The 26425-nt window shown below is 73.4% G+C and carries 17 protein-coding genes; 4 read left to right on the forward strand and 13 right to left on the reverse strand.

Going from position 1 to position 26425, the window contains the following annotated elements; translation table 11 throughout:
• Positions 1–55: 55 nt before the first annotated feature.
• The 6 genes from A4R25_RS28760 to A4R25_RS28785 all read right to left on the reverse strand — a co-directional run bounded on the left by A4R25_RS28760 (position 56) and on the right by A4R25_RS28785 (position 10234).
• Entirely contained in the window at positions 56–3487 is a 3432-nt protein-coding gene (locus tag A4R25_RS28760) for a ribonuclease E/G (RefSeq protein WP_064448722.1), read from the reverse strand.
• Between the two features lie 130 nt (positions 3488–3617).
• Positions 3618–4337, reverse strand: a complete 720-nt coding sequence (locus A4R25_RS28765; protein WP_082931182.1) for a TIGR03936 family radical SAM-associated protein — start codon at positions 4335–4337, stop codon at positions 3618–3620.
• Between the two features lie 367 nt (positions 4338–4704).
• Positions 4705–6144 (reverse strand): type VII secretion-associated serine protease mycosin, encoded by a 1440-nt coding sequence (mycP, locus tag A4R25_RS28770; protein WP_064448723.1) that lies wholly within the window; start codon positions 6142–6144, stop codon positions 4705–4707.
• 10 nt (positions 6145–6154) lie between these two features.
• Positions 6155–7642: a hypothetical protein gene (locus A4R25_RS28775; RefSeq protein ID WP_064448724.1), complete on the reverse strand. Its 1488-nt coding sequence runs from the start codon at positions 7640–7642 to the stop codon at positions 6155–6157.
• Between the two features lie 13 nt (positions 7643–7655).
• Positions 7656–8093 carry a hypothetical protein gene (locus A4R25_RS28780; protein WP_030503083.1) on the reverse strand — a complete coding sequence of 146 codons (438 nt, stop codon included), beginning with the start codon at positions 8091–8093 and terminating at the stop codon, positions 7656–7658.
• A 155-nt stretch (positions 8094–8248) separates the two neighbouring features.
• On the reverse strand, positions 8249–10234 hold the full coding sequence (locus A4R25_RS28785) for a TIGR03960 family B12-binding radical SAM protein (RefSeq protein WP_064448725.1): 1986 nt from the start codon (positions 10232–10234) through the stop codon (positions 8249–8251).
• Positions 10235–10450: 216 nt separating this feature from the next.
• On the opposite strand from A4R25_RS28785, the gene A4R25_RS28790 reads away from it, so the two are divergent.
• Positions 10451–12376: a hypothetical protein gene (locus tag A4R25_RS28790; protein WP_064448726.1), complete on the forward strand. Its 1926-nt coding sequence runs from the start codon at positions 10451–10453 to the stop codon at positions 12374–12376.
• A 4-nt stretch (positions 12377–12380) separates the two neighbouring features.
• On the opposite strand, the gene A4R25_RS28795 is transcribed toward A4R25_RS28790, so the two are convergent.
• The 3 genes from A4R25_RS28795 to A4R25_RS28805 form a co-directional block, all read right to left on the reverse strand.
• Complete coding sequence (locus tag A4R25_RS28795; RefSeq protein WP_043328967.1) at positions 12381–13073, reverse strand: 1-acyl-sn-glycerol-3-phosphate acyltransferase; 693 nt, start codon at positions 13071–13073, stop codon at positions 12381–12383.
• A 143-nt stretch (positions 13074–13216) separates the two neighbouring features.
• Positions 13217–16387, reverse strand: a complete 3171-nt coding sequence (ileS, locus tag A4R25_RS28800; RefSeq protein ID WP_064448727.1) for an isoleucine--tRNA ligase — start codon at positions 16385–16387, stop codon at positions 13217–13219.
• 301 nt (positions 16388–16688) lie between these two features.
• A complete protein-coding gene (locus A4R25_RS28805; RefSeq protein WP_064448728.1) occupies positions 16689–18248 on the reverse strand; it encodes an alkaline phosphatase in 1560 nt (519 codons plus the stop codon).
• 193 nt (positions 18249–18441) lie between these two features.
• Between A4R25_RS28805 and A4R25_RS28810 the strand changes: the two genes are divergently transcribed.
• A complete protein-coding gene (locus A4R25_RS28810) occupies positions 18442–18882 on the forward strand; it encodes a carboxymuconolactone decarboxylase family protein (RefSeq protein WP_043328964.1) in 441 nt (146 codons plus the stop codon).
• Between the two features lie 60 nt (positions 18883–18942).
• Here A4R25_RS28810 and ndk read toward each other — a convergent pair whose 3' ends face one another.
• The gene (gene ndk / locus A4R25_RS28815) at positions 18943–19368 is read right to left on the reverse strand and encodes a nucleoside-diphosphate kinase (protein WP_030503075.1); all 426 of its coding nucleotides are present in this window, start codon (positions 19366–19368) and stop codon (positions 18943–18945) included.
• Between the two features lie 144 nt (positions 19369–19512).
• On the opposite strand from ndk, the gene A4R25_RS28820 reads away from it, so the two are divergent.
• Positions 19513–20844 (forward strand): VOC family protein, encoded by a 1332-nt coding sequence (locus tag A4R25_RS28820; RefSeq protein ID WP_064448729.1) that lies wholly within the window; start codon positions 19513–19515, stop codon positions 20842–20844.
• An 87-nt stretch (positions 20845–20931) separates the two neighbouring features.
• Here the strand turns inward: A4R25_RS28820 and A4R25_RS28825 are convergent, their stop codons facing one another.
• The 3 genes from A4R25_RS28825 to A4R25_RS28835 all read right to left on the reverse strand — a co-directional run bounded on the left by A4R25_RS28825 (position 20932) and on the right by A4R25_RS28835 (position 25315).
• Positions 20932–21360 carry a DUF4233 domain-containing protein gene (locus A4R25_RS28825; protein ID WP_064448730.1) on the reverse strand — a complete coding sequence of 143 codons (429 nt, stop codon included), beginning with the start codon at positions 21358–21360 and terminating at the stop codon, positions 20932–20934.
• Positions 21357–22628, reverse strand: a complete 1272-nt coding sequence (locus A4R25_RS28830; protein WP_373888022.1) for a folylpolyglutamate synthase/dihydrofolate synthase family protein — start codon at positions 22626–22628, stop codon at positions 21357–21359. Before A4R25_RS28830 ends, A4R25_RS28825 begins: the two co-directional genes overlap by 4 nt.
• 68 nt (positions 22629–22696) lie before the next feature.
• Complete coding sequence (locus tag A4R25_RS28835; protein WP_064448732.1) at positions 22697–25315, reverse strand: valine--tRNA ligase; 2619 nt, start codon at positions 25313–25315, stop codon at positions 22697–22699.
• A gap of 69 nt (positions 25316–25384) precedes the next feature.
• Between A4R25_RS28835 and A4R25_RS28840 the strand changes: the two genes are divergently transcribed.
• Positions 25385–26062 carry a hypothetical protein gene (locus A4R25_RS28840; RefSeq protein WP_043331013.1) on the forward strand — a complete coding sequence of 226 codons (678 nt, stop codon included), beginning with the start codon at positions 25385–25387 and terminating at the stop codon, positions 26060–26062.
• Positions 26063–26425: the final 363 nt, after the last annotated feature.

The following is a 26425-nucleotide window of genomic DNA, read 5'->3' on the forward strand; positions in this document are numbered from 1 at the left end:
CCCCGCGCCACACGCCAGGCGTGGATCGGGGGCCCTGTTCGCGCAGGTCAGTGCCCTACGGCCGGGTACGCCGCCGGGCGCCGCCACGGCGGGTCCGCCGGCGCGGGGCGCCGCTGTCGTCGTCGCTGTCGCCGTCACCGATCGCGTCCGGGTCGTCGGCGGCGGCCAGCCGGGCCGAGTCGCCCTCCTGGCTGTCCGCGACCGCCGGGGCGGCGGGCGTGTCCGTCTCGAACCGGGACAGGTCGTAGCCCTGGGTGTCGTAGTAGTCGTCGTCGGTCTCGACCACCTCGGCGACGGTCCGCTCCGGCGGCGCGACCGCAGCGGGCGGCTCGGTGGCGGCCTGCGGCTGCGCGGCCGGTTGCTCCGGTACGGCCTCCACGGCCGGCTTCTCCGCGGCGGCCTTGCGGCCCCGGCGTCGGCCGCTCTTCTCCTCGGCCGGCGCGGCGACCGCCGAGGCGACCGCCTTGACCTTCTCGCCCGCGCCGCCGCGCGGCTTCTCCGGCACCGGCTCGGTGTGAATGATCACGCCCCGGCCCTTGCAGCACTCGCAGGTCTCGCTGAACGCCTCCAGCAGGCCCGCGCCGATGCGCTTACGGGTCATCTGCACCAGGCCGAGCGAGGTGATCTCGGTGACCTGGTGCTTGGTGCGGTCCCGGCCCAGGCACTCGGTGAGCCTGCGCAGCACCAGCTCCCGGTTCGACTCCAGCACCATGTCGATGAAGTCGATCACCACGATGCCGCCGAGGTCGCGCAGCCGCAGCTGACGCACGATCTCCTCGGCCGCCTCCAGGTTGTTGCGGGTGACCGTCTCCTCCAGGTTGCCGCCGGAGCCGGTGTACTTGCCGGTGTTGACGTCGATGACGGTCATCGCCTCGGTGCGGTCGATCACCAGCGAGCCGCCGGAGGGGAGGAAGACCTTCCGGTCCAGCCCCTTGAGGATCTGCTCGTCGATCCGGTACTCGGCGAACACGTCCGCCACCCCGGCGTGCCGGCGCAGCCGCGCCACCAGGTCCGGCGAGACGTGCGACAGGTACGACTCGACCAGGTCGTACGCGGACTCGCCCTCGATGACCAGCTCGCGGAAGTCCTCGTTGAAGAGGTCCCGGACCACGCGGATGACCAGGTCCGGCTCCTCGTAGAGCAGCACCGGGGCGTCGCCCTCGGTCGCCTTGGCCTGGATGTCCTCCCACTGCGCCTGCAGCCGCTTGACGTCACGCGCCAGCTCGTCCTCGCTGGCGCCCTCGGCCGCGGTCCGGACGATCACCCCGGCGCCGTCCGGCACCAGCTTCTTCAGCGCGTCCCGCAGCCGCTTGCGCTCGGTGTCGGGCAGCTTGCGGCTGATGCCGGAGGCGTTGCCGTTCGGCACGTAGACCAGGTGCCGGCCGGAGAGCGCGATGTGACTGGTCAGCCGCGCGCCCTTGTGCCCGATCGGGTCCTTGGTCACCTGCACGAGCACCGAGTCGCCGGAGCGCAGCGCCTGCTCGATCGAGCGCGCCCGGCCCTCCAGGCCGGTGGCGTCCCAGTTGACCTCGCCGGCGTACAGCACCGCGTTGCGCCCGCGCCCGATGTCGACGAAGGCGGCCTCCATGCTCGGCAGCACGTTCTGGACCTTGCCCAGGTAGACGTTGCCGGCCATGGTGGCGGACGAGTTGCGGGTCACGTAGTGCTCGACCAGCACGCCGTCCTCGAGCACGGCGATCTGGGTGCGGTCGCCGCGCTGGCGGACCACCATCACCCGGTCGACCGCCTCACGGCGGGCCAGGAACTCCGACTCGCTCAGGATCGGCGGCCGGGTACGCCGCTGCTCGCGGCCGTCCCGGCGGCGCTGCCGCTTGGCCTCCAGCCGGGTCGAGCCGGAGACGCCCTGCACCTCGTCGACCGGCTTGCGCGGCTCACGGATCTTGACGACGGTGGGCACGCCGTCCTCGGCGGCGGTGTCCGCCTCCCCCGCGCCGCGGCGGCGACGGCGGCGACGGCGGCGGGTCATCCCCTCGCCGTCGGGCTCCTCGTCCTCGGCGGACTCCTCGGTCTCGTCCTCGGCGGTCTCGGCCGCGGCGGGCTCCTCGACGTCCTCGTCGTCGGCCTCGTCGGCGCCACCCTTGCCCCGGCCCCGGCCCCGGCGACCCCGGCGACGACGCCGCCGGCCGGCGGCCGTCTCGTCGTCCTCGTCGATCTCGGCGGACTCCTCGGCCTCGGCGGACGGCTCCTCCTCGACGACCTCCGACTCGGCCTCGGCCTCGGCCGGCTCGACCTCCCGGCGGGCGCGACGGCGGCGCCGGCCGGTCTCGACCGCTTCCTCGATCGGCTCCTCCGCCGCCGGGTACGTGACCTGGACGGCGGGCGCCTCGTCGGGCTGCGGCGCCATGAACAGGACGGTCGGCGCGGAGAGCGCGGCACGACGCCGCCGGGTGGTGGGCGGCGTCGGCTCGGCCGGCTCCTCGTCCACGCGCGGCACGGCGGCGCCCGTCGACACGACGCCCGTCGCGTCCGCCGGGCCGCCGCTGCGGGCCAGGTCGACCTCGTGGGTACGCGCACCCGCGGCGCTCGCGTCCTCGACGGTCCCGGCCTCGGCGTCCTCGTCCTCGACGTCCTCGCCGAGGCCGGCGATCGCCTTGTCACCGGCGGTGGCCCCGCTCCCGCCGGTGGTGGCAGCATCCCCGATGGCGGTGGTCCGGTCGCCGGTGGCGGCCTTGTCGCCGGTGGTGGTGGCCGTGTCCCCGGAGGCGGCCTTGTCGGCGGTGGCGGCGCGGCGGCGGGTGCGGGACCGCCCGGCGGTACCCGTGCTCTCCGCGACCCCGGCCTGGCCCGGCGCGGTGGCCTCGGCACCGTCGATGTCGGCGCGGCCCTCGGCGATCAGGTCACCCCCGGGCGCAGAGACCGGCCCGTCGATCACCCCGTCCGTGGGCGTCTGCCCGCCGGCGGCGGTCTCGTCCGGCGCGACGGTCTCGGCAGCCGGCGGCGTGGCCTTGCGACGACGGGTCCGGGTCACCTTGACCGGCGGCACGACCTCCTCCGAGGCGGCCTCCACACCCGCCGCGGCCACCGGTTCCTCGACCGCCTTCGCCGGGGTCGCCTTACGACGCCGCCGGGTGGTCTTGGGCGCGGTGTCCAGCTCTCCGGCGATCGGTGCGAGCACCTCGGCCTGCGGCGACTCGCCGCTGCCGGTCGCCGCGGTGGACGCCTCGACCGGCGCGTCGGTCTGCTCCGGCTGGTTCAGCGGGGCGGCCTTGCGACGGCTGGCCCGCTTACGGGCCGGCGGCTTGGTCTCGGCGACGCCCTCCAGGGCGGCGACGCCTTCAGCGGTGGCGCCTTCCGCACTGGCGACGCCCTGGGCGGTGCCGTCGTCGGCGCTGCCGGAGGCGGCACCCTGGGCGCCGGCGGAGGCCGCGCTCGCGGCGCTGCCGGAGGCGGTGGCGGCGTTGTCGGCGGGCGTCCCGGTCGGCTCTGCGCCGGTCCGTTCGCCGCCCTCGGGCTCGTTCTCGAGCATGGACGTTCTCCAGTTCTGGCTGCCCCGGGCGCGGGTGAGCGCTGCCACGCAGGGTTGCCGCAAAGGTGTTTCCGCCGGGCGCGCAAACGCGCGACCGCCGAAGTCTGCCTGCCAGAGCGTTGACCGACGGTCAGCGCTCTCCGATGGTTGCCCCGTCGCGATCCGCTTCCAACGGATCGACGATCTCGCCCTGCGCGGTCAGCGTGCCCTGCGCCAGCCGGATCACCTTCGGGGTGACCGGCGGCTCCAGGGCGGCCACCGCGCGGAGGCCGGACAGGACGTCATCGGGCCGAACGGACGGGGTGACCTGCCGCACGACCAGTTCGAGTATCGCACACGGTACGGCCGCCGCTTCGGAAGGCGTCTCAGACGGAGACACCACATCGATGGACACCACTGCCGCACGGGCGTCGAACGTACGCCGCCCCTGCTTGGTCATCCGCTCGACCAGGACCTCCTCGGCGGCGGTGAAGGCCGCCACGGCCCCCGCCAGCACCTTCGGGTCGACCTCGGGCAGCTCGATCCGCCAGTACGACGCCTCGATCCGGTCGGCGAGGCTGCCGCCGGTGGCCTCCACCGCGTCGATCACGTCGAGTCCGGGCGAGAGCGCGGCGTCGAGGGCCTCGCGCAGCCGCGCCGGGTCGACCGGCTCACGCAGCCCGATCTCCAGGTACTCCGCCTCGCTGGCCACACCTGTGGGCGCCGCCGAGGCGTACGAGATCTTGGGGTGTGGGGTGAAGCCCTGGGAGAAGGCGATCGGCACGCCGGCCCGGCGCAGCGCGCGCTCGAAGGCCCGGGCGAAGTCCCGGTGCGAGGTGAAACGCAGCGGTCCCCGCTTGGCGTACCGGATACGGACCCGCTGGACGACGGGGGCCTGGCCGCCCTCGGGTTGAGGCTTTCTGGCGATCGTGAGCTCCTCGGCTGTGCCTGCGTATCGGTCCCATCCTGGCGCAGCACCCACGGTGCCCCACACCCGGGGCCACCCCACCCACCCCAAACCGCCCCAAACCCCCGCCCGCCCCCGCCGTGATCAAGGAGTTCACGTCCAGCTCCCACGCCCCCGAGACCCCAAACCCCTTGATCACCCCACCCGGCCTGCCGGGTCGGGCCGACAAGGGCCGGCGATCATGAAGTTGGCGGCGGAATTGGAGATCGACGTCGCCGCCAACCTCATGATCGACGGGGTGGGCCGGAGGGCCGGGAGAGGTTGGGCGGGGTCAGGAGCGGTTGTCGTGGGGCGGGGTGGGCTGGGCCGGGGGTGGGTAGGCGCCGGGGCCGGGCTGGGGGTGGGTGCCCTTGGGCGGGTATCCGTCCGGCTGGGACGGGGCGCCAGGGTGCGGTGAGGTGCCCGGGCGGGCGTAGGCACCGGGCGACGAAGGGCCGCCGGGTGGGCCGTAGCCGGGCGGCGGGCCGTAGCCGGCGGGGTGGCCGGCCGGGACCGGCGGGCCCTGCTCGGTCATCCGGTCGAGCGCCTCGTCCGGGATGTCGGCGGCGCGCGCCAGCTCGCGCCGGTGCCGGCGGCGGTTCCAGATCAGGAACACCACGAGCGCCAACAGCACCACCAGCGCCACGGCGATGCCGATGCCGATCACCATGACCTGCTGGTCGGTGGGGCCGCCCCGGTCGCCGTAGTCGGTCACGTCGAAGTCTTCGTCCTCGGCCGCGGCCGGTGGCGCGGACGCGCTGGCCGGAGCGGCGCCGAGCAGCGGGTTCGCCGACACCGACGGCACGTCGGCGGTGAGCGCCGCCACCGGGTCGATCCGGCCGAAGCCGAACTGCGGGTCGCGGCCGGGCGGGCCGGCGTCCCGGGCGGTACGGATGATCCGGTTGATCACGTCGGGTGCGGAGAGCCGGGGGAACTTCGACCTGATCAGCGCCGCCACACCGGCGACGATGGCAGTGGAGTCGGACGTGCCGTCGCCCCAGCCGTACCCCCGGTCGGGTCCGATGTTGTAGACCTCGTCCCCCGGAGCGGCGACCACCGCCTCCGGGCCCTGGGCCGAGCCGGGCCAGAAGCCGCCGCCCCGGGTCGTGCCGGTCACCGCGATCACGCCGGGGATCTTCGCGGGTGAGGCGATGTCGGGGCCGAGTTTGCGGACGTTGCCGGCGGCGGCCACCACGACCACGTCGCGTTCCAGCGCGTACCGGATCGCCGCCTCTTCGCCCTCGTCGACGGCCCCGGCGTGCCCGTAGGACAGGTTGAGCACCTTCGCGCCGCCGTCCACCGCCATCCGGATGCCGGTCGCGGAGTTGCCCGCGTCGGCGCCCTTGTCGCCGGACGGAGTGCGGATGGGCAGGATCCGGGCGTCCGGCGCGACGCCGACCACCCCGGTCCCGTTCGCCGCGATGATCCCGGCCATGTGGGTGCCGTGGCCGTCCGGGTCGCGCCGGCCGTCGCCGGAGTCGAACGTGCTGCGCCCGGCCAGGAGCCGGCCGCGCAGGTCCGGGTGGTCGGCGTCGGCGCCGCTGTCGACCACTCCGACCACGACACCACGCCCGGTGGAGATCTGGTGTGCCCGGTCGATCCGCAGCTCGTCGAGGTACCACTGCTCGGCCCGGCGGGGAGCGCCGACGGCGGGCTGCGCGGCCCCCAGCACCATCAGCCCGGCCGCCAGCGCGGCCACCACCGGCCGGAACGCGCCGACGTGCACCGTCATCCGTCCGTCCTCATCGCAGGATGCCCGGGGACGCACCGTCACCGGCGCCCCACGGATCGTCGTCCTCAGTCAACCACGACGAGTGGTCGCCACCGCCGCCGCCATGCCCGGCGCCGCCGTGGCCGCCCATCATCCCGCCGCCCATCATGCCCGCGCCGGCCAGGCCACCACGCGCGCCCGCCGCGCCCGCGCCCGCGCCTCCCGGCCCCGCGCCCGCCGCCGCCCGCAGCGCGCCGGCCGCGCTGGTCAGCGGGGGCACCTTGCCGTTGCCGCCGCCGACCATGCCGGGCAGCGCGCCCACGCCCATGCCACCGGCCGCGCCGAGGCCACCGCCGCCGATGCCGCCCGCCGAACCCAGCCCGGCACCACCGCCACCGCCACCGAAGCCGGCGCCGGTGCTCAGTCCGGCGCCGCCACCGCCGAGGGTGCTGCCCGGACCGCCCGGGGTGATCGTGCCCGGCCCACCCGCGCCGGCCAGGCCGGTGCCGTAGTCGGGACTGCCGGAACCCGGGGCGCCGGCGCCGGGCAGGCCGGTGCCGGGCGGGGTGTACGAGCCGCCACCGGGACCGCCGCCACCGAACTCGGGCACGCCGGTGGTCGGCGGGGGCGTGAACGAGCCGCCACCGCCGACACCGCCACCGCCGCCGCCGATGCCGGTGCTGCCCAGCGAGGGCATCCCGCCGCCACCACCGGCACCGCCGCCACCGCCGCCGGGCAGCCCACCGCCGGGCACTCCGGACGGGGGTACGCGGGGATCCGCGCGGTAGCCGTCGTCGAGCCGGCCGTCGGGCTGGGGTACGACCAGCTTGGGACGCTCGGCCTCGACCGCGGCCGGCAGCGGCGACATCGCCTTGTTGGCCGCCTGCTGGTTGTCGCGGTACCAGTTGTCCAGGTGGGACTTGGTGTCCCACCAGCCGCCGCGCTTCTGGTCGTTGGCGTTGCCGTCGATCTTCATGGTGGCTTCGAGATCGTCGGCCTTGTCGCGGAACGCGCCGTCGGCATAGAGCGCCTGGTTGGACTGGTAGTCGCTGCGCAGGGCGGCGAGGAAGCCGGACTGGCTCTCGCCGTCGCGCGCGTCGTCCAGCTCGGTGCCGCCGGGCAGGCTCCACTCGTTCCAGCCGAAGTTGTCCATCAGCGGGATCGGGATGCTCGCCACCGCCGTACGGATGTCGCCCTCGATCCGCGACAGCGCGCCACTGACGTTGCTCGCGTGCGTGATGAGCTCCTCGATCTCCTTGCCGATCTCGCCCAGGTGCTCGCGGTACGCGTCGCCGCCGCTGCCCTGCCAGCCAGCGAGCAGCCCGGGGAGACCGCCGGTGTGCGGGCGCTCCTGGCCGGGCGCGATCGGGCCGACGAACGAGCGGCCGACCAGCGAGTCACGCAGATGGCCGAGCGCGGTGGACAGGTTGCGCCAGCCCGCGCCGACCGAGCCCACGGTCTCCGGATCCGCCGAGAGCGTCACCTCACGGACGCAGCGCTCCCAGGTGCCTCCTGCCATGACCGTCTCCCCCTCAGGCCGTGTACGGGTAGGTGGGCTGCTGCCCGGCGTCCGGCGGCGGGGCCGCGGTCTCCAGCAGCCGCTCGATGTCCTTGCCGTTCGCGGCGTTGCGGGCCTCGGCGTCGCGGAACGCCTTGGCGATGTCCTGCGTGCCCTGCTTCAGGCCGGCCAGCTTCATGGAGATGGCCTTGAGGTGGGCCTCCATGCTGGCCGTGGACCTGGTCAGCGCCGCCCACTGCATCCGGGCGTCCTCGTACGCGCCGAACGGGGTGCCGTTGGGCACCGTCTGCGCGTTGCCGCTGTCGCCCTTCATCCGCTCCTTGATGCGTTCCATCTCGTAGCCGATGGTGTCGTCGACGTACTGCTTGAGGCGCTCGACGTACTCCGCCGCGGCGTCCAGGTCCTCGACGCTGACGTGCAGATCGCCGGTATCCGGCGGATTGATGCCCATGCCTGCTGTCCTCCCCGGCCGGTCCATTACGGACGCAGCGTATCGAGGATGCACCAGTCGGGGCAGCCCCACCCCGCGCACGCGCGCGGTCGCCCGGAAGGACGACGGAGCGCGGGAACCCGGTCGGGTTCCCGCGCTCCGGTACGGTCCGCGCCTCAGCCCTGGGCGGCGGCGGGCAGCTTCAGTCCATTGACCGGGGTGAGCGGCAGCAGCTTGCGGCCGGTCGGGCCGATCTGGATCTCGGTGTCCATGGACGGGCACACGCCGCAGTCGAAGCAGGGCGTCCAGCGGCAGTCGTCCTGCTCGTACTCCGACAGCGAGTCCTGCCAGTCCTGCCAGAGCCAGTCCTTGTCCAGGCCGGAGTCGAGGTGGTCCCAGGGCAGGACCTCCAGTTCCTCGCGCTCGCGGGTGGTGTACCAGTCGAGGTCCACGCCGTACGCCGGCAGCACCTCGGCGGCGGCGTCCACCCAGCGCTGGTACGAGAAGTGCTCGCTCCAGCCGTCGAACCGGCCGCCGTTCTCCCAGACCTTGCGGATCACCGCGCCGACCCGGCGGTCGCCCCGGGACAGAAGGCCCTCGATCAGCGACGGCTCGCCGTCGTGGTAGCGGAAGCCGATCGCCCGGCCCAGCGACCGGTCGCTGTTGATCGCCTGCTTGAGCAGCTTGAGCCGGCCGTCGATGACCTCCGGCCGCTCCATCGAGGCCCACTGGAACGGGGTGTGCGGCTTGGGCACGAAACCGCCGATGGAGACCGTGCAGCGGATGTCCTTGGACCCGGTCGCGGCGCGGCCGGCCCGGATCACCTCGTGCGCCATGTCGGCGATCTCCAGGACGTCCTCGTCGGTCTCGGTGGGCAGGCCGCACATGAAGTAGAGCTTCACCTGCCGCCAGCCGTTGGAGTACGCGGTGACCACGGTGCGGATGAGGTCTTCCTTCGACACCATTTTGTTGATCACCTTGCGGATCCGCTCCGACCCGCCCTCCGGGGCGAACGTCAGACCGGTCCGCCGCCCGTTGCGGGACAGTTCCTGGGCCAGGTCGATGTTGAACGCGTCCACCCGGGTCGAGGGCAGTGACAGCGAGACGTTCGTGCCGGCGTACTGCTCGGCCAGGCCGGAGCACATGTCGCCGATCTCCGAGTGGTCGGCCGACGACAGCGACAGCAGGCCGACCTCGTGGAAGCCGGAGAACTCCAGCCCTTCCTTGACCATCTGGCCGACGGTGGTGATCGAGCGCTCCCGCACCGGACGGGTGATCATGCCGGCCTGGCAGAACCGGCAGCCCCGGGTGCAGCCCCGGAAGATCTCCACCGCGTACCGCTCGTGGACCGTCTCGGCGAGCGGGACCAGGGGCTTCTTCGGGTACGGCCAGGCGTCCAGGTCCATCGTCGTGCGCTTGTGCACCCGGAACGGCACGTCCGGGCGGTTCGGCACGACCCGCTGGATGCGGCCGTCGGGCAGGTAGTCGACGTCGTAGAAGCGCGGCACGTAGACGCTCTCGGTCCGGGCCAGCCGCAGCAGCAGCTCGTCCCGGCCGCCCGGGGAGCCCTCGGCCTTCCACTCCCGGACGATGGCGGTGATCTCCAGCACCGCCTCCTCGCCGTCGCCGAGCACCGCGGCGTCGACGAAGTCGGCGATCGGCTCCGGGTTGAACGCGGCGTGCCCGCCGGCCACGATCACCGGGTCGGCGTCGGTGCGGTCGGCCGCGAGCAGCGGGATGCCGGCCAGGTCGATCGCGGTGAGCAGGTTGGTGTAGCCCAGCTCGGTGGAGAACGAGACGCCGAACACGTCGAACTCACGCACCGGGCGGTGGGCGTCGACGGTGAACTGCGGCACGCCGTGGGCGCGCATCAGCTTCTCCAGGTCCGGCCAGACCGCGTACGTCCGCTCGGCCAGCACGTCGGGCAGCTCGTTGAGCACCTCGTACAGGATCTGCACGCCCTGGTTGGGCAGGCCCACCTCGTACGCGTCCGGATACATCAGCGCCCACCGGACGGTGGCGGCGTCCCAGTCCTTGACCACCGCGCCCAGCTCTCCACCCACGTACTGGATGGGCTTGGTCACCTGCGGCAGCAACGGCTCCAGCCGAGGCCAGACCGAGTTGGCGGCGGCGGGACGCGGGGTGGTGGACGGGGCACTCATGATGCCCAAGCGTACGCGGTGCCCCCGCCCCGCCGTCCCCGCCGCCACACCCGCGCCCGTGTCCGCCGCGTTGATCAAGGAGTTTGCGGGCTGTCCCGCGCTCCCACCGGACACGAACTCCTTGATCACCGGAGTGGGGCCGGTGAGCGGGCGGGATTAGTCCTGGGTGGCGGGGCGGTACTAACCTCGCAACGGGCGCGAGAGGAGATAGCCGCGATGCCGCAGCCGCAGCCGGGGGCGGGCCGGCCGGCCGACGGGGCCGAGGAGCCGACCGTCATCGAGCCGGCCACCGCCGTCGACACCGAGGACGCCACCGGCGCCTCCGCTCCGGCGTCGCCGTCCGCCGCGCCGGGAGCCGCCGCACCCGAGGGCCGGCCGTCCACCACGCCGGACACCGCCGCGCCTTCGCACGACGCGGCCCCGCAGCCGGGGACCACCGAGGCCGAGACGCCCACGAACGAGGTCGACGCCACCGCGCCCGAGACGCCCACGGACAGGGTCGAGCCCACCGGAACCGAGAAGCCCACCGAGAAGGTCCAGCCCATCGAGACCGAGACGCCCACCGCCAAGGTCCAGCCCACCGGAACCGAGACGCCCACCGACAAGGTCCAGTCCGCCGCGACCGAGACGGCCACGGACAGCGCTGAGGCCCTCGCCGCCGGCACCGAGACGCCCGCCGACAGCGCTGACGCCCCGGCAACCGACGCCGAAACACCCGCTGAGACCGCCGGAACACCGGCCGACAACGCCGCGACAGCCGCCGGCGGGACCGACACCGTCCCGCAGGTGCCGGTCCCACGGGCCCGCGGGTCGGCCCCGGTGCCGGGCCGGACCACACCCGCCCCCACTCCCCGCACGGGCCGCCAGCCGGACCCGACCCGGATCGACGCGGCCCCGCAGCCGCCGGCGGCCACCACCACGCCGGACCCGACCCGGATCGACGCCGCGCCGCAGCCACCCTCGGCCACCACGCCGGACCCCACCCGGGTGGACAACGCCCCGAACCCGACTGGGAACGCACCGAACGCCACCCGCGTCGAGGCGCCCCGCTGGAGCGGCTCCGCCGCCGTCCCGCCACCGCCGCCGAGCCGGCCCCGCTGGGGCGCGTCCGCCGAGCCCACGCCGGTGCCGCCGCTGGACTCGCCCGAGCACGCCACGCCGGTCGACCCGTGGGAGGGGGTGGACACCACCGGCTGGGAGCTGCACGCGCCGGAGCTGCCGCCCCTGACGCCGACGCTGCCGTACACCGCGCCCTGGTCGACGCCGAACCCCCACCCGGCCCACCCGGCGCCGCCGCAGCCGCCCCACCCGCAGCCGCCCGCCGCGCGGCCGGTCTCCACGCCGCCGCACCACCCGGCACACCCCGCCGCACCGGCCGCCCGGCCGGTCTCACCGCCGCCGCATCACCCGGCCCGGCCGGTGTCGCCGCCGCACGCGCCGCAGTACCCCGCCGCGCCGGCCGCCCGTCCCCTGCCACCACCGGCGGCTCCCGCCCCGGCCAAGCCGGCGCGGCCGCCGAAGCAGCGCCGGGGCAAGGCCGGGCCGCCGGTCGCGCCGCCGCCGGGCTGGCAGCAGCCGCCGAAGCGGACCCGCCGACGGCGTCGCTGGCCCTGGGTGCTGCTGCTCAGCGTCGCGTGCTGCTGCGGCCTGCCGCTGTGGTGGTTCCAGCCGATCTCCAGCCAGTACCCGGCCCGCGCCAGCCTTCCGGACCAGATCGACTCGATGCGGCTGCGCCAGGACGAGCGCAGCCAGGCCGCCGCCGAGGAGCTGAAGAGCCGGGTACGCGAGTCGAACCTGCTCGCCGAGGACACGTTCGCCGGTATCTACACGACGAGCGACGGCAAGCGGGTGACGTTGTTCGGCAGCACCGGCCTGCGGTTCAGCCCGGAGTCGGACGCCAAGGCGGAGATCGACCGCCTCGCCGGGGAGTACGGCCTGAAGGAGTCGGTGAACGTGGAGACCGGCGTCCGGGGCCGGTACGCGCGCTGCGCGGTCGGCCGGGCGGACGGCGACTCGGTGGTGGTCTGCGCCTCGGCCGACCACGGCAGTCTGACCACAGGCGTGTTCACCCGGTTGTCCGTGGACGACAGCGGGCGGCTACTGAACGATCTGCGTCAGCGCGTGGTGGTGCCGAAGTCCTGACCGCTCAGGCGGTCTGCTCACCGGCGGCCTGGTCGGTGCGCTTCGGCGCGTAGCGCGGGACGTACTCCTGGCCGCTGAGCTTCTGGATCTCGGCCATCATCTCGTCGGTCATCGCGCGCAGCGACGTGCGGTCGTCGGGACGGCCGGTGAAGTCCAGCGGCTTGCCGAACTTGATGGTGATCTTGGCCCGGCCCGGTCGCGGGATCCGCGTACCGATCGGCTGGGCCTTGTCGGTGCCGGTCACGCCGACCGGGATGATCGGCACGCCGGCGGCGATCGCCAGCCGGACCGTGCCGGTACGCCCGCGGTAGAGCCGCCCGTCCGGCGAACGGGTGCCCTCCGGGTAGACGGCGACCAGGTCACCGGCCTTGAGCACCGGGATCGCCGCGTCGAACGCGGTGAGCGCGGCCCGCCCGCCGGCCCGCTCGACCGGGATCGCGCCCAGCCCGGTGAGCACGAACTTGGAGAAGCCGCCCTTGAGGCCGGTGCCCTTGAAGTACTCCGACTTGGCCCAGAACGCCAGGTGGCGGGGCACCACGGTGCCGAGCAGCAGCTCGTCGGCGACGGAGAGGTGGTTGCTGGCGAAGATCGCGCCGCCGGTCGCCGGGATGTGCTCCAAACCCTCCACGTGCGGACGGAAGGCCAACCGGAGCGCGGGCGCCACGGTGAGCTTGCCGATGGTGTAGAGCAGGGGCACGGGTCCTCCGGCGGTCGTACGTGAAACAGGCGCTGTCACGGTAGCCGACGCGGCCGTCCGTCACCGAGCGGGTGGCCCGCAGTCCACTCGCTGGGGCTGGGCCCTCCCCCACCACGGGGGCGGGGGAGGGCACCCGGTCCGGCTCAGACCTTCCGGACCGTCACTGCGACCCGCTCGCCGTCGCCGGCCTCGCCGGCGAAGCCGTCGAGACCCTCGGCGAAGTCGATGCTGTCGGCCAGCACCTCCCGGGCCACGAACTCGGTGTACGCGGCGACCGCCGCGCGTACGTCCTCGGAGGCGGAGACGGCCACCGTGATCCGGTCGGAGACGTCCAGGTCGGCGTCGCGGCGGGCCTGTTGCACGACCCGGACCACGTCCCGGGCCAGCCCTTCGGCGGCCAGCTCCGGCGTGACCTCGGTGTCCAGCACGACCACGCCCTCACCGCCTGGTAGCGGCGCGGAGTGCTCGGCGTCGGCGGCGACCAGGCGCAGCTCGTACTCGCCCTCGGCGAGCGTGACCCCGGCGGCGACCGGGGCGCCGTCGCGCAGCTCCCACTCCCCCGCCTTGACCGCCTTGATCACCTGCTGGACGGCCTTGCCGACGCGCGGGCCGAGCGCCCGCGGCACCACCGTGAGGACCTGCTGGCAGTACGCGGACACCTCGTCGGTGAGCACTACCTCCTTCACGTTGACCTCGTCGGCGACCAGGTCGGCGAAGGGCCGCAGCTGGGCGGCGACGGGCGAGGCCACTGTCAGCTTCGCCAGCGGCAGCCGTACCCGCAGGCCCTTGGCCTTGCGCAGGGACAGCGCCGCCGAGGCGACCGACCGCACGTTGTCCATCGCGGAGACCAGCTCGTGGTCGGCCGGGAACTCGTCCGCCCGCGGCCAGTCGGTCAGGTGCACCGACCGCTCGCCGGTCAGCCCGCGCCAGATCTCCTCGGCGGTCAGCGGCGCCAGCGGCGAGACCACCCGGCACAGCGTCTCCAGCACCGTCGAGAGCGTGTCGAACGCGTCAGCGTCGCCGGCCCAGAACCGGTCCCGGGACCGGCGCACGTACCAGTTGGTCAGCGCGTCCAGGTAGGACCGCACGGTGGCGCACGCGCCGGAGATGTCGTACGCGTCCATCTGCGCGCCGACGGTCGCCACCAGCTCGTTCGTCTTCGCCAGCACGTACCGGTCGAGCACGTGCGTGGAGTCGGTACGGCGACGCGCGGTGTAGCCGTCGGCGTTGGCGTAGAGCGAGAAGAAGTACCAGACGTTCCACAGCGGCAGCAGCACCTGGCGCACCGCGTCCCGGATCAGCGACTCGGTGACCGCCATGTCGCCGCCGCGCAGCACCGGCGAGGACATCAGCATCCACCGCATCGCGTCCGACCCGTAGGAGTCGAACACGTGGTAGACGTCCGGGTAGTTGCGCAGGCTCTTGGACATCTTGCGGCCGTCCGAGCCGAGCAGGATGCCGTGGCTGATGCAGTTGCGGAACGCCGGCCTGTCGAACAGCGCGGTGGCCAGCACGTGCATGGTGTAGAACCAGCCGCGGGTCTGCCCGATGTACTCGACGATGAAGTCACCCGGGTAGTGGTGCTCGAACCACTCGCGGTTGGAGAACGGGTAGTGCACCTGGGCGAACGGCATCGAGCCGGACTCGAACCAGCAGTCCAGCACCTCCGGCACCCGGCGCATCATCGACTTGCCCGTCGGGTCGTCCGGGTTGGGACGGACCAGGTCGTCCACCGCCGGCCGGTGCAAGTCGGTCAGGCGTACGCCGAAGTCACGCTCGATGTCGGCCAGCGACCCGTACACGTCCACCCGCGGGTAGTTCGGGTCGTCGGAGCGCCACACCGGGATCGGCGAGCCCCAGAACCGGTTCCGGCTGATCGACCAGTCGCGGGCGTTGGCCAGCCACTTGCCGAACGAGCCGTCCTTGATGTGCCCGGGCGTCCAGTTGATCTGCTGGTTCAGCTCGACCATCCGGTCCTTGAACTTCGTCACCGCGACGAACCAGGACGACACCGCCTTGTAGACCAGCGGGGTGTCGCAGCGCCAGCAGTGCGGGTAGGAGTGGGTGTAGGTGTCCTGCCGCAGCACCACCCCCCGCTCCTTGAGTTCCCGGATCACCGGCTTGTTCACGTCGAAGACCTGCTCGCCCTGGTACGGCGGCACCAGCGCGGTGAACCGGGTGTGGTCGTCCACGGTCACGACGGTGGGGATGCCGGCGGCGTTGCAGACGTTCTGGTCGTCCTCACCGAACGCGGGGGCGAGGTGGACGATCCCGGTGCCGTCCTCGGTGGTGACGAAGTCCGCGGCGAGCACCTGGTAGGCGTTCTCCCCGGCCGGCTCGACCAGGAAGTCGAACAGCGGCGTGTAGCGACGCCCGACCAGGTCCCGGCCGTACACCGTGCCGACCTGCTCGTACCCCTCCAGCTCCTTGGCGTACGCGCCGAGGCGCGCGGCGCCGACGACGTAGCGCTCACCACTGCGCTCGCTGTCGGGGGAACCCCGGTGCTCCAGCACCGCGTACTCGATGTCGGGGCCGACGGCGAGCGCCAGGTTCGACGGCAGCGTCCACGGCGTGGTGGTCCACACGCCCAGCTTCACCGGCCCGCGCAGCGGCTCGGGGGCGGCGTCGTCGGCGGCCAGCTCGAACCACACCGTCAGCGTGGGGTCGTGCCGGTCCCGGTAGACGTCGTCCATCCGGGTCTCGGTGTTCGACAGCGGGGTCTCGCACCGCCAGCAGTACGCCAGCACCCGGAAGCCCTCGTAGACCAGGCCCTTGTCGTGCAGGGTCTTGAAGGCCCACATGACGCTTTCCATGTAGTCCAGGTCGAGCGTCTTGTAGACGTTGGCGAAGTCGACCCAGCGGGCCTGCCGGGTGACGTACCGCTCCCAGTCGTGCGTGAACTCCAGCACGGAGGTGCGGCAGGCGTCGTTGAACCGGGCCACGCCGAGGTCGAGGATCTCCGCCTTGGTGGTGATGCCGAGCTGCTTCTCGGCCACCACCTCGGCGGGCAGGCCGTGGCAGTCCCAGCCGAACCGGCGCTCGACGCGCCGGCCGCGCATGGTCTGGTAGCGCGGCACCACGTCCTTGACGTAGCCGGTGAACAGGTGGCCGTAGTGCGGCAGGCCGTTGGCGAACGGGGGGCCGTCGTAGAAGACGTACTCGTTCTCGCCGTCGCGGCCGGCGTCGCGGGCCTCGACGGACGCCTCGAAGGTCTTGTCGGCCGTCCAGTGCTCCAGGACCCGGCGCTCGACCGCGGGCAGGTCCGGGCTCGCCGGGACACCGGCGCCGGACGGGTCGTGCAACGGATAGGCCATCGCCTGTCGCTCCTCAGCAGCTCACTCGTCTGTGCTCTGCGAGGACGAGCCGGATCCGGTACGCCGTGACCGGCGTCCCGGGCGTGGCCCGCGGTACCACCCCGCTTGGCGGCCGAGGTGCGACCGCCCGCTCGTTGGCCGGCTGTGACGGGCCGTCCCGTCCGGTTCTACTGGGCCGGTCACCCGGCTGTTCCTCCGGAGGCTCACCGGTGATGGCCGGGTCGTCGCCTGTGCGTTCAAGCGTACTCGACCCCCTGCCCGCCGTGCCGCGCCGCCGGGTATTCCACTGCCCGGCGAGGTGTCAGCGGCGCGACGGGGCCGGGAGGGTGGTGGTCCAGAGCGAGGCGCCGGAGCGGTCCCGCAGGTGGACCGTCAGGGCCGCCGACGGGCCGTCGATCGTGACCTCGCCGAAGTGCTGGAAGCCCTCGGCCGGGGAGGTGTTGGCGCGCGGCGGGGCGTGCACGAACACCGCCTTCGGGCCGAACGTGCCGTCCAGCGCGTTCGGGCCGAATGCGCCCGCGTGCGCCGGGCCGGAGACGAACTCCCAGAACGGGCTGAAGTCCCGCACCGCCGCACGGGCCGGGTCGTAGTGGTGGGCGGCGGTGTAGTGCACGTCGGCGGTGAGGAACACCAGTCCGGTCACCCCGGCCCGGTGCGAGGCGCGCAGCACCTCGGCGAACTCCAGCTCCCGGCCGGCCGGCGCGCCGTGGTCGCCCTGCGCCACGCCCTCCTGGGCGTCTGCCCCGTCCGGCACCACCACGCCGATCGGCAGGTCGTTGGCGATCACCTTCCAGGTGGCCCGGGACGCGCGCAGCTCCCGGATCAGCCACTCCCGCTGCGCCCTGCCGAGCAGTCCCCGGTTGCGGTCGGCGTACGTGTTGCCGTCGTTCGGGTCCTTGTAGGTGCGCATGTCCAGCACGAACACGTCCAGCAGCGGCCCGTACGACAGCTTGCGGTACATCGGCCCGCCGGCCGGCACCGGCAGCCACTCGTGGAACGCCTGCCGGGCCCGGGCGGCGAGCACGTCCACCCGCTTCTCGCCGTACCGCTCGTCGGTCAGGATCTCCCCCGGGTACCAGTTGTTCACCACCTCGTGGTCGTCCCACTGGTTGATCTGCGGCACCTCGGCGGCGAACGCCCGCAGGTGCTCGTCGAGCAGGTTGTACGCGAACTGCCCCCGGTACTCGGCGAGTGTCTCGGCCACCTTGCTCTTCTCCGGCGTCACCAGGTTGCGCCAGGTGCGCCCGTCCGGCAACACCACGCTCTCGGTCAGCGGGCCGTCGGCGTACACGGTGTCGCCGCTGCACAGGAAGAAGTCCGGGCGGCGCTCGCGCATGGCCCGGAAGATCGCCAGCCCGTCGAAGTCGGGGCTGATCCCCCAGCCCTGCCCGACGATGTCGCCGGTCCACACGAACCGCACGTCACGCCGCTGCTGCCGGCCGGGGGCGGTGGCGAACGAGCCGGTCAGCGGGTCGCTGCACAGGCCGTGCCGGTCCAGGCTCTCCACCCGTACCCGGTAGTGCAGCCGCTGGCCCGCGGGCAGGCCGCGCAGGCGGACCTTGCCGGTGAGGTCGCCGGTGGGGTCGACCACCGGGCCGCGCACCAGGCGGGCGCCGCGCAGGTCCGGCCGGCGGCTCACCTCGACCAGCATCCGGCCGGGCCGGTCCGCGCGGGTCCAGACCAGCGCCGAGTCGGCGGTCACGTCGCCGCTCTGCACGCCGTGGGTGAGCAGCGGCCGGCCGCCGGGCCGCAGGCCGGGTGCGGCGGGCGCGCCGGGCGCGCCGAGCAGCGCGCCGCCGGCGACTCCGGCGCCGGCGACCAGGCCGGCGCGGAGCAGGGTACGTCGATCGATGTGCGTCATGGGTTCTCCCGGTCTCGGCAGTGTCGCCAGCCCGGTCTACCGGCCGCAGGTGGCCGGGAACTCCGGTCGAGGTGACCGGAACGTCAACGACTGTTGTCGGCCCGGCCATGACCACCGTCACACCGCAGGCGCGTCACGCCGCGCCCGCCGTGCCCCGTCCTGTGCGCGTACCCCAACCAACGAGGAGGCGGCGATGAGCCGGATGGACATGGCGGCGGTGGCGCCGGAGGCGTACCAGGCCGTGCTGGGCCTGGAGAAGTACGTCCGGACGAACGTGGACCACACCGTGCTGGAGCTGGTGAAGCTGCGGGCGTCGATGCTCAACGGCTGTGCGTTCTGCGTGGACATGCACAGCCGGGAGGCGCTGGGGGCCGGGGAGGACAGCCGCCGGCTGTTCGCGGTCGCGGCGTGGCGGGAGGCGCCGTTCTTCGACGAGCGGGAGCGGGCCGCGCTGGCCCTCACCGACGCGGTGACCCGGCTCGGCGAGCACGGCGTGCCGGACGACGTCTGGGACGGCGCGGCGAAGGTGTGGTCGGAGAAGGAACTGGCCGACCTGGTGGTGGCGATCGCCACCATCAACGTGTGGAACCGGGTCGCGGTGACCTGCCGGACGCAGCCGCCGGCGCAGGTCTGATCGCTGACACACGACGGCCCCGGTCCCGCCAGGAGCGGGCCGGGGCCGTCGGCGCGTCGGTCAGGCCAGCTCGGGGAACCAGAGCGCGATCTCGCGCTTGGCGCTGTCCGCCGAGTCGGAGGCGTGCACCAGGTTCTCCCGGTTCGACAGCGACAGGTCGCCCCGGATCGTGCCGGCGGCGGCCTTGCGGCCGTCGGTGCTGCCGATCATGGCGCGCACCACCTCGATCACCTGGTCGCCGGAGAGCACCAGCGCCACCAGCGGGCCGCTGGTCATGAACGTCTTCAGCGGCGGGTAGAAGGGCTTGTCGACGTGCTCGGCGTAGTGCTGGTCGGCGAAGTCGCCGTCCATGGTCCGGCTCACCATCGCGTCGATCCGCAGGCCCTTGCGCTCGAAACGGGACAGGATCTCGCCCACCAGACCGCGGCGCACCGCGTCGGGCTTGATCAGTACGAGCGTCCGCTCGTCCGGGCTGCTGCTGGACACGCTGGTTTCCTCCTGCGCACTCAAACGGGGTCGGCTGGGTACGGTCAGCGTAGCGACCCGGTCCCGGCGCCGGCGCGGCGGCTGCGTCTTCCCTGGCCCGCCGTGGCGGCCTAGCCTGGCCCTGGAACCCCTGGGAGGTCCACTGTGGCGAATGGCGGGAACCGCACGATCGCGCCGGTACGCAAACTGATCGGCACGGTGCTGGGCACCGTCGCCACCTTCGTGACGGTGTTCGGGCTGGGCATGACCAGCTGGGCCATCGTGGCGCTCGGCGTCGCGCTGCTGGTGCTGGCGATCGCGCTGGCTACGGTACGCGGCGGCGGTCGCACCTGGGTGATCGGGCTGGGGCACGTGCACAGCGCCTCCGAACCACCCACCCAGTACGCGTTCGGCCGCTGCGAGCTGCAACTGGTGATCGACGCGCCCGGATTGCCGCCCCGGTCCAAGAAGATCATCGAGCCGCGGGTGCCGGTCGCCAAGTGGCCCTCACTCGGCCAGGCGCTGCCGGTCCGGGTGGCGCTGGACGACCAGCGGCACGTGCGCGTCCTCTGGGACGAGGTGCCCACCCACGCGGAGACCGCCGCCGCGGTGGCCGACCTGCCGCCCGAGTACGACACCCCGGACCCGCTGGACGAGCCGCTGATCGCGCAGGAGGCGCCGCCGTGGGCCGGGCGCGCGCCCGAGGACGACTTCCGCGACGACTACCCGCCCGCGCCGGAGGAGTACCTGGACGACGTGCCGCCCCGGGCCGAGGAGCGCGAGCCGGTGGTGCTGCACCAGAGCCCCAGCGGCCGGATGGTGCTGGAGGGGCAGCTCGTCGAACCGGCAGCCGCCGGCCCGCTCCCCCGCCGCGCCCCGGCGCCCCGCGTCCCGGCCGAGGAGCCGATCGGCGCCCCGGCACCCGACAGCACGCGCGCCGAGGCGGCCGACACCGTTCCCGTCGAGACCGTGCCCGACCCGATCGACCTGCCGCTGGACGACCCGGCGGACGCGCCCCGGCGCTCCGACACCCCGCCCACGGCCGAGGAGCTGGACGAGGCCATCTTCGGCCCGTCCGGCTCGTCCGGCCCGGCGGACGCGGCCGAGCCGGACGGGCTGGGCAGCCCGATCAGCGGCGTCGGCATCACCCTGCTCGTCACCGACCTGGACCGGTCCCTCGACTTCTACCGCGAGCTGGGCTTCGACGAGCTGGACCGGGGCGAGGGCAACGCCGTGCTCGCCTCCGGGCCGACCCGGCTGGTGCTGCGCCGGGTCACCGGCGCCGCCCCGATCAGCCGCCGGCTGGTGCACGTCAACCTCGAGGTGGACGACATCCAGGGCGCGTACGAGCGGCTTCGCGAATCGGGCGTCCGGTTCACGTACGCGCCGCGCGTGGTCAACCGGGGCACCAAGCTGGAGGTGTGGGCGGCGGCCTTCCGCGACCCCGACGGTCACGGCGTCGCCCTGACCCAGTGGCGCACCCTCGCCGAGGTGTAAGGAAGGGCCCCTTCTTAACGCCTCAGGTAGAGGAAGGGGCCCTTCTTAACACAACACCGCGCGGCACCGCGCCGCGCGCGACGGCGCTCAGCCGAGGATGACCCGCCGCACGTGCAGCGCGTACGCCCACACCAGCGCGAACATCACCCCGAGCGCGAACAGCGACCAGTGCAGCAGCCCGGAGAGCAGCAGCAGACCCTGAAGCACCGTGCCGGCGTGCCACGCCCACGGTCGGCGCATCAGGCCGGCCAGCACCACGCAGGCGACCGCCAGCGCCACGATCGCGCCGATCGCCGCGCCGCTCAGGTCACCGCCGACCACCCGGATCGGCTGGATGGCCAGCAGCAGCACCAGCGCCTCCAGCGCCATCGTGCCGGCGCCCAGTCCACGTACCGCCTTGTCCGGGTTCCGGAGCCCGGACCGCCGCTCGCCGCCCGCCTGCTCCGGACCGGCCTGGTCCTCCGGCGTGTCGCCGGCCGCCGGTTCAGGGCCCGGACCCTGCTGCGGGCCGGTCATCGCTTGAGCAGCCGGCGGGCGTCGGCCACTGTCACCACCGATCCGGTGACCAGCACGCCCACCCCGGCCAGCTCACCCGGCACGTCCGACTCGGCCTCCGCCACCGCCGCCTCGATCGCGTCGGGCATCTCCCGGGTCACCTGCACCCGCTCCGGCCCGAAGATCTCCCGCGCCAGCGCGGCCAGCTCGTCCACCGGCATCGCCCGGGGCGAGCTGTTCTCCGCCACCACGATCGAGTCGAGCACCGGTTCGAGCAGTTCCAGCAGGCTCGCCGCGTCCTTGTCGCCGAGCACCGCCAGCACGCCGACCAGCTTGCTGAACGCGAACTCCTCCTGCAGCGCGGCCACCGTGGCGGCCATGCCGTGCGGGTTGTGCGCGCCGTCGAGCAGCACCGTCGGTGCGGTCCGTACCCGCTCCAGCCGGCCCGGCGAGCTGGTCGCGGCGAAGCCCTCCCGGACCGCCTCGATGTCGAGCTGCCGCCGGGTCCCGGCGCCGAGGAACGCCTCCACCGCGGCCAGCGCCACCGCCGCGTTCTGCGCCTGGTGCGCGCCGTGCAGCGGGATGAAGATCTCCTCGTACACGCCGCCCAGGCCCTGGATGGTCAGCACCTGGCCGCCGACCGCGACCGCGCGGCGCAGCACGCCGAACTCGGCGCCCTCCCGGGCGACTGTGGCGTTGACCTCGGCGCAGCGTTCCAGGATCGGGCGGGCCGCCTCCTCCTCCTGCGCCGCCGCGATCACCGTGGCGCCGGGGTGGATGATGCCGGCCTTGTGCAGCGCGATGTCCTCGATCGTGTCGCCGAGCCACTCGGTGTGGTCCAGCCCGATCGGGGTGATCACAGCGACGCCGGCCTGGATGACGTTCGTCGCGTCCTCCGCGCCGCCGAGCCCGACCTCCACCACGGCCACGTCGACCGGGGCGTCGGCGAACGTGGCGAACGCCAGCGCCGTGGTCATGTCGAAGTACGTCAGCGGCTCGGCGAACCGCTGGTCGACCAGCTCGGCCAGCGGCGCGATCTCCCGGTACGTGGACACGAACCGCTCCTCGCTCACCGCCTCGCCGTCCAGGCTGATCCGCTCCCGGACGGTCTCCAGGTGCGGGCTGGTGTAGCGGCCGGTGTGCAGCCCGAACGCCCGCAGCAGCGAGTCGATCATCCGGGCCGTCGAGGTCTTGCCGTTGGTGCCGGTCAGGTGAATCGACGGGTACGCCCGCTGCGGGCTGCCCAGCAGGTCGAGCAGGGTTTCGATCTTCTCCAGCTCGAAGTGCATCCGGGTGAAGCCGCGCGCGTTGAGCGCGGCCTCCACCTCGGCGAACGCGCTGCGGTCGGTGCGGTCGCTCACGAGGGCAGCGCCTCCAGGGCGGCGTCGATCCGGACCAGGTCCGCCTCGGCCACCGCCAGCCGTTCGCGGATCTTCGCCACCACCGGCTCGGGCGCCTTGCCGACGAACGCCGGATTGTCCAGCTTCGCCCGCGCCTGGGTGGCTTCCTTCTCGGCCGCCGCCCGGTCCTTGGTGAGCCGGGCGCGCTCGGCGGCCACGTCGATCGAGCCGCGGGTGTCCAGCGCGACGCTGACCGCGCCGGGCATGGCCAGCGTGGCGCTGGCCTGGAAGTCGTCGCCGGGCGCGTCGAGCCGGGCCAGCGAGCGCACCAGCGGCTCGTGCGCCGCGATGCCCGCGCCGGTCAGGCCGTCGAGCCGCGCGGCGACCCGCTGGGTCGGCCGCAGCCCCTGGTCCGACCGGAACCGCCGGACCTCGGTCACCACCCGCTGGAGGGTGGCGACTTCGCCTTCCGCGGCGTCGTCGACGAGGGTACGGTCGGCGACCGGCCAGGACGCCGTCAGCACGGTCTCGCCGCCGCTCAGCGCGGACCACAGCTCGTCGGTGACGAACGGGATGACCGGGTGCAGCAGCCGCAGGAGCTGGTCCAGCACATGCCCGAGCACCCGGCGGGTGGCGTCGGCAGCCGGCCCGCCCTCGGCCAGCACCGGCTTGCTCAGCTCCACGTACCAGTCGCAGACGTCGTCCCACGCGAAGTGGTAGAGCAGGTCGCAGACCTTCGCGAACTCGTACGCCTCGAACTGCTCGTCGACCTCGGCGGTGACGTGCGCCAGCCGGGACAGGATCCACCTGTCGACGGTGGAGAGCTCGGCGGCGTCCGGCAGCGGGCCGCCGGTGTGCGCGCCGTTGAGCAGCGCGAACCGGGTGGCGTTCCAGAGCTTGTTGCAGAAGTTGCGGGAGCCCTGGCACCACTCCTCGCTGACCGGCACGTCCTGACCGGGGTTCGCGCCCCGGGCAAGCGTGAACCGGGTGGCGTCGGCACCGAACCGGTCGATCCAGTCCAGCGGGTCCACCACGTTGCCGAACGACTTCGACATCTTCTTGCCGTGCTCGTCGCGGACCATGCCGTGCAGCGCCACCACGTCGAACGGCTGCACGCCGTCCATCGCGTACAGGCCGAACATCATCATCCGGGCGACCCAGAAGAACAGGATGTCGTAGCCGGTGACCAGCACGCTGGTCGGGTAGAACTTCGCCAGGTCCGGGGTGCGCTCGGGCCAGCCGAGCGTGGAGAACGGCCACAGGCCGCTGGAGAACCAGGTGTCCAGCACGTCCTCGTCCTGCCGCCAGCCCTCGCCGGACGGCGGTTCCTCGTCCGGGCCGACGCAGACGATCTCGCCGTCCGGGCCGTACCAGACGGGGATGCGGTGACCCCACCACAGCTGGCGGGAGATGCACCAGTCGTGCATGTTGTCGACCCAGGCGAAGTAGCGCTTGGCCAGCTCGGCCGGCTCGATCGCCACCCGGCCGTCGCGCACCGCGTCGCCGGCGGCCTTCGCGAGCGGCCCGGTGTTGACGAACCACTGCAGCGACAGCCGCGGCTCGACAGTCGTCTTGCAGCGCGAGCAGTGCCCCACCGCGTGCAGGTACGGCCGCTTCTCGGCCACGATCCGGCCCTGCTCACGCAGCGCCGCGACGATCGCCGGGCGGGCCTCGTACCGGTCCAGGCCCTCGAACGGGCCGGGCGCGGTGATGATCCCGCGCTCGTCCATGATCGTCAGCGAGGGCAGGTCGTGCCGCTGGCCGATCTCGAAGTCGTTCGGGTCGTGCGCCGGGGTCACCTTGACCATGCCGGTGCCGAAGCTCGGGTCGACGTGCTCGTCGGCGACGATCGGGATCCGCCGGTCGGTGAGCGGAAGCTCCACCTCGGTGCCGATCAGGTGCCGGTACCGCTCGTCGTCCGGGTGCACCGCCACCGCGGTGTCACCGAGCATCGTCTCGGCACGGGTGGTGGCCACCACCACCTCGTCGCCGTAGCGGATCGAGACCAGCTCGCCCTCGTCGTCGGTGTGCTCCACCTCGATGTCGGACAGCGCGGTGAGGCAACGCGGGCACCAGTTGATGATCCGGTTGGCCCGGTAGATGAGCCCGTCGTCGAAGAGCTTCTTGAACATGGTCTGCACGGCCCGGGACAGGCCCTCGTCCATGGTGAAACGCTCGCGGTCCCAGTCGACGGCGTCGCCGAGCCGGCGCATCTGGCCCAGGATCGCGCCGCCGGACTCGGCCTTCCACTGCCAGACCCGCTCGACGAACTTCTCCCGGCCGAGGTCGTGGCGGGACAGCCCCTCACCGGCGAGCTGCCGCTCGACCAGGTTCTGGGTGGCGATGCCGGCGTGGTCCATGCCCGGCAGCCAGAGCGCCTCGTACCCCTGCATCTTCTTGCGCCGGGTGAGCGCGTCCATGAGCGTGTGCTCGAACGCGTGGCCCATGTGCAGCGAGCCGGTGACGTTGGGCGGCGGGATGACGATGGTGAACGGTGGCTTCTCGCTGTCCGCCGACGCCCGGAAGTGTCCGCCGGCTACCCACTGCTCGTACCGTCGCTGCTCTACCTCGCCGGGCTGGTACTGGCCGGCGAGGGTCGGGGCGTCGGGGCGTCGGGCATCCAGTCTCTCGGTCACCCTGAAAGTCTACGGAGCGCTTTCGAGGACCTGACGTGCGCCACCGGTGATTCGCGTACGGTGGCGGTCATGTCCGACGCGCATCTCACCGAGCGCCCGGTCGACGGGGGTTCCGATCCGGTCGAGCTTACCGAAGAGCCGATCGAGCTGAGCCGCCGCGACCCCGCGCAGGAGCCCGAACGCCGGCCCGTCTCCCGGCGCCGGAAGATCGTCCTCGCCGCCCTGCTGGCGGCCGGCCTGGCCGGCGCCGGCGTGCTCGGCCTCGGTGGATGGCGGGTGCTCCAGCAGAAGGACACCACTCTCGGCCAGCCCACCGAGGTCGCCGGGCTGGTACGCGACGACAGCGAGCGGGCCCGCAGCACCGCCGACTACCTGCGCGACGGGCTCGCCGCGGACATCGAGCTGGACCGCGGCTACGGTGCCGTCTACTCCGACCGCGGGGACGCCAAGCGCTCGGTGTTGCTGTTCGGCGGCACCACGCTGCTCTGGCAGCCCGAACGCGACCTGGACACCCTGTTCGGGCTGATGGCCGACGAGACCGGCCGGGTCGCGGGCCTGCGCGAGGTGGACGCCGGCCGTTTGGGTGGCGTGATGAAGTGCGGTACGACGAGCGGCGACGGCGGTGACTTCGCGGTCTGCGGGTGGGCCGACCACGGCAGCGTGGTGATGGGCATGTTCCCGGGCCGGACGGTCGACGCCGCCGCGGCCCTGTTCCGGGACATCCGAGAGTCCGTCCAGACGCGCTGACCGCGACCTCAGCTGGCACTCGTCCACGCCAGTACGGCGAGGTGACCGCACCCGCCCCGTCACGTCGCCGTGGTGACGGGTGCCTGTCACCTCCCTGGTGACCGCTCCCCGCAATGGCGGCCCGGTTCGCCATTCCGGGGAGGTGGCTGCATTCCCGGCACTCCGTTGCCGCCACCTCGGCGTAATGGCCCCCCGGATCGCCAGATCGGGGAGGTGGCTGGATCCGGGGCAGTTCGTTGCCGCCATTACGGCGTAGTGGTGGGTGGTCCACCGTTCACGCGCGCGCCGGCATGAGGACCGGTTTTCGGGGTGGACGCGTTTCAGGGCCACCCCCTGAGAGGGTGGCCCTGAAATCGAATGTTT

The sequence above is a fragment of the Micromonospora sp. NBRC 110037 genome, assembly GCF_001652995.1.
Taxonomy (GTDB): Bacteria; Actinomycetota; Actinomycetes; order Mycobacteriales; family Micromonosporaceae; genus Micromonospora; species Micromonospora chalcea.

Excerpts from the sequence above, each read along its gene's own strand:
- A4R25_RS28805 (WP_064448728.1), bottom strand. The coding sequence starts at position 18,248 with ATGACGCACATCGATCGACGTACCCTGCTCCGCGCCGGCCTGGTCGCC.
- A4R25_RS28780 (WP_030503083.1), bottom strand. The coding sequence starts at position 8,093 with ATGGGCATCAATCCGCCGGATACCGGCGATCTGCACGTCAGCGTCGAG.
- mycP (WP_064448723.1), bottom strand. The coding sequence starts at position 6,144 with ATGACGGTGCACGTCGGCGCGTTCCGGCCGGTGGTGGCCGCGCTGGCG.
- A4R25_RS28810 (WP_043328964.1), top strand. The coding sequence starts at position 18,442 with ATGAGCCGGATGGACATGGCGGCGGTGGCGCCGGAGGCGTACCAGGCC.
- A4R25_RS28760 (WP_064448722.1), bottom strand. The coding sequence starts at position 3,487 with ATGCTCGAGAACGAGCCCGAGGGCGGCGAACGGACCGGCGCAGAGCCG.
- A4R25_RS28775 (WP_064448724.1), bottom strand. The coding sequence starts at position 7,642 with ATGGCAGGAGGCACCTGGGAGCGCTGCGTCCGTGAGGTGACGCTCTCG.
- A4R25_RS28790 (WP_064448726.1), top strand. The coding sequence starts at position 10,451 with ATGCCGCAGCCGCAGCCGGGGGCGGGCCGGCCGGCCGACGGGGCCGAG.
- ileS (WP_064448727.1), bottom strand. The coding sequence starts at position 16,387 with ATGGCCTATCCGTTGCACGACCCGTCCGGCGCCGGTGTCCCGGCGAGC.
- A4R25_RS28825 (WP_064448730.1), bottom strand. The coding sequence starts at position 21,360 with ATGACCGGCCCGCAGCAGGGTCCGGGCCCTGAACCGGCGGCCGGCGAC.
- A4R25_RS28785 (WP_064448725.1), bottom strand. The coding sequence starts at position 10,234 with ATGAGTGCCCCGTCCACCACCCCGCGTCCCGCCGCCGCCAACTCGGTC.
- A4R25_RS28840 (WP_043331013.1), top strand. The coding sequence starts at position 25,385 with ATGTCCGACGCGCATCTCACCGAGCGCCCGGTCGACGGGGGTTCCGAT.
- A4R25_RS28830 (WP_373888022.1), bottom strand. The coding sequence starts at position 22,628 with ATGCACTTCGAGCTGGAGAAGATCGAAACCCTGCTCGACCTGCTGGGC.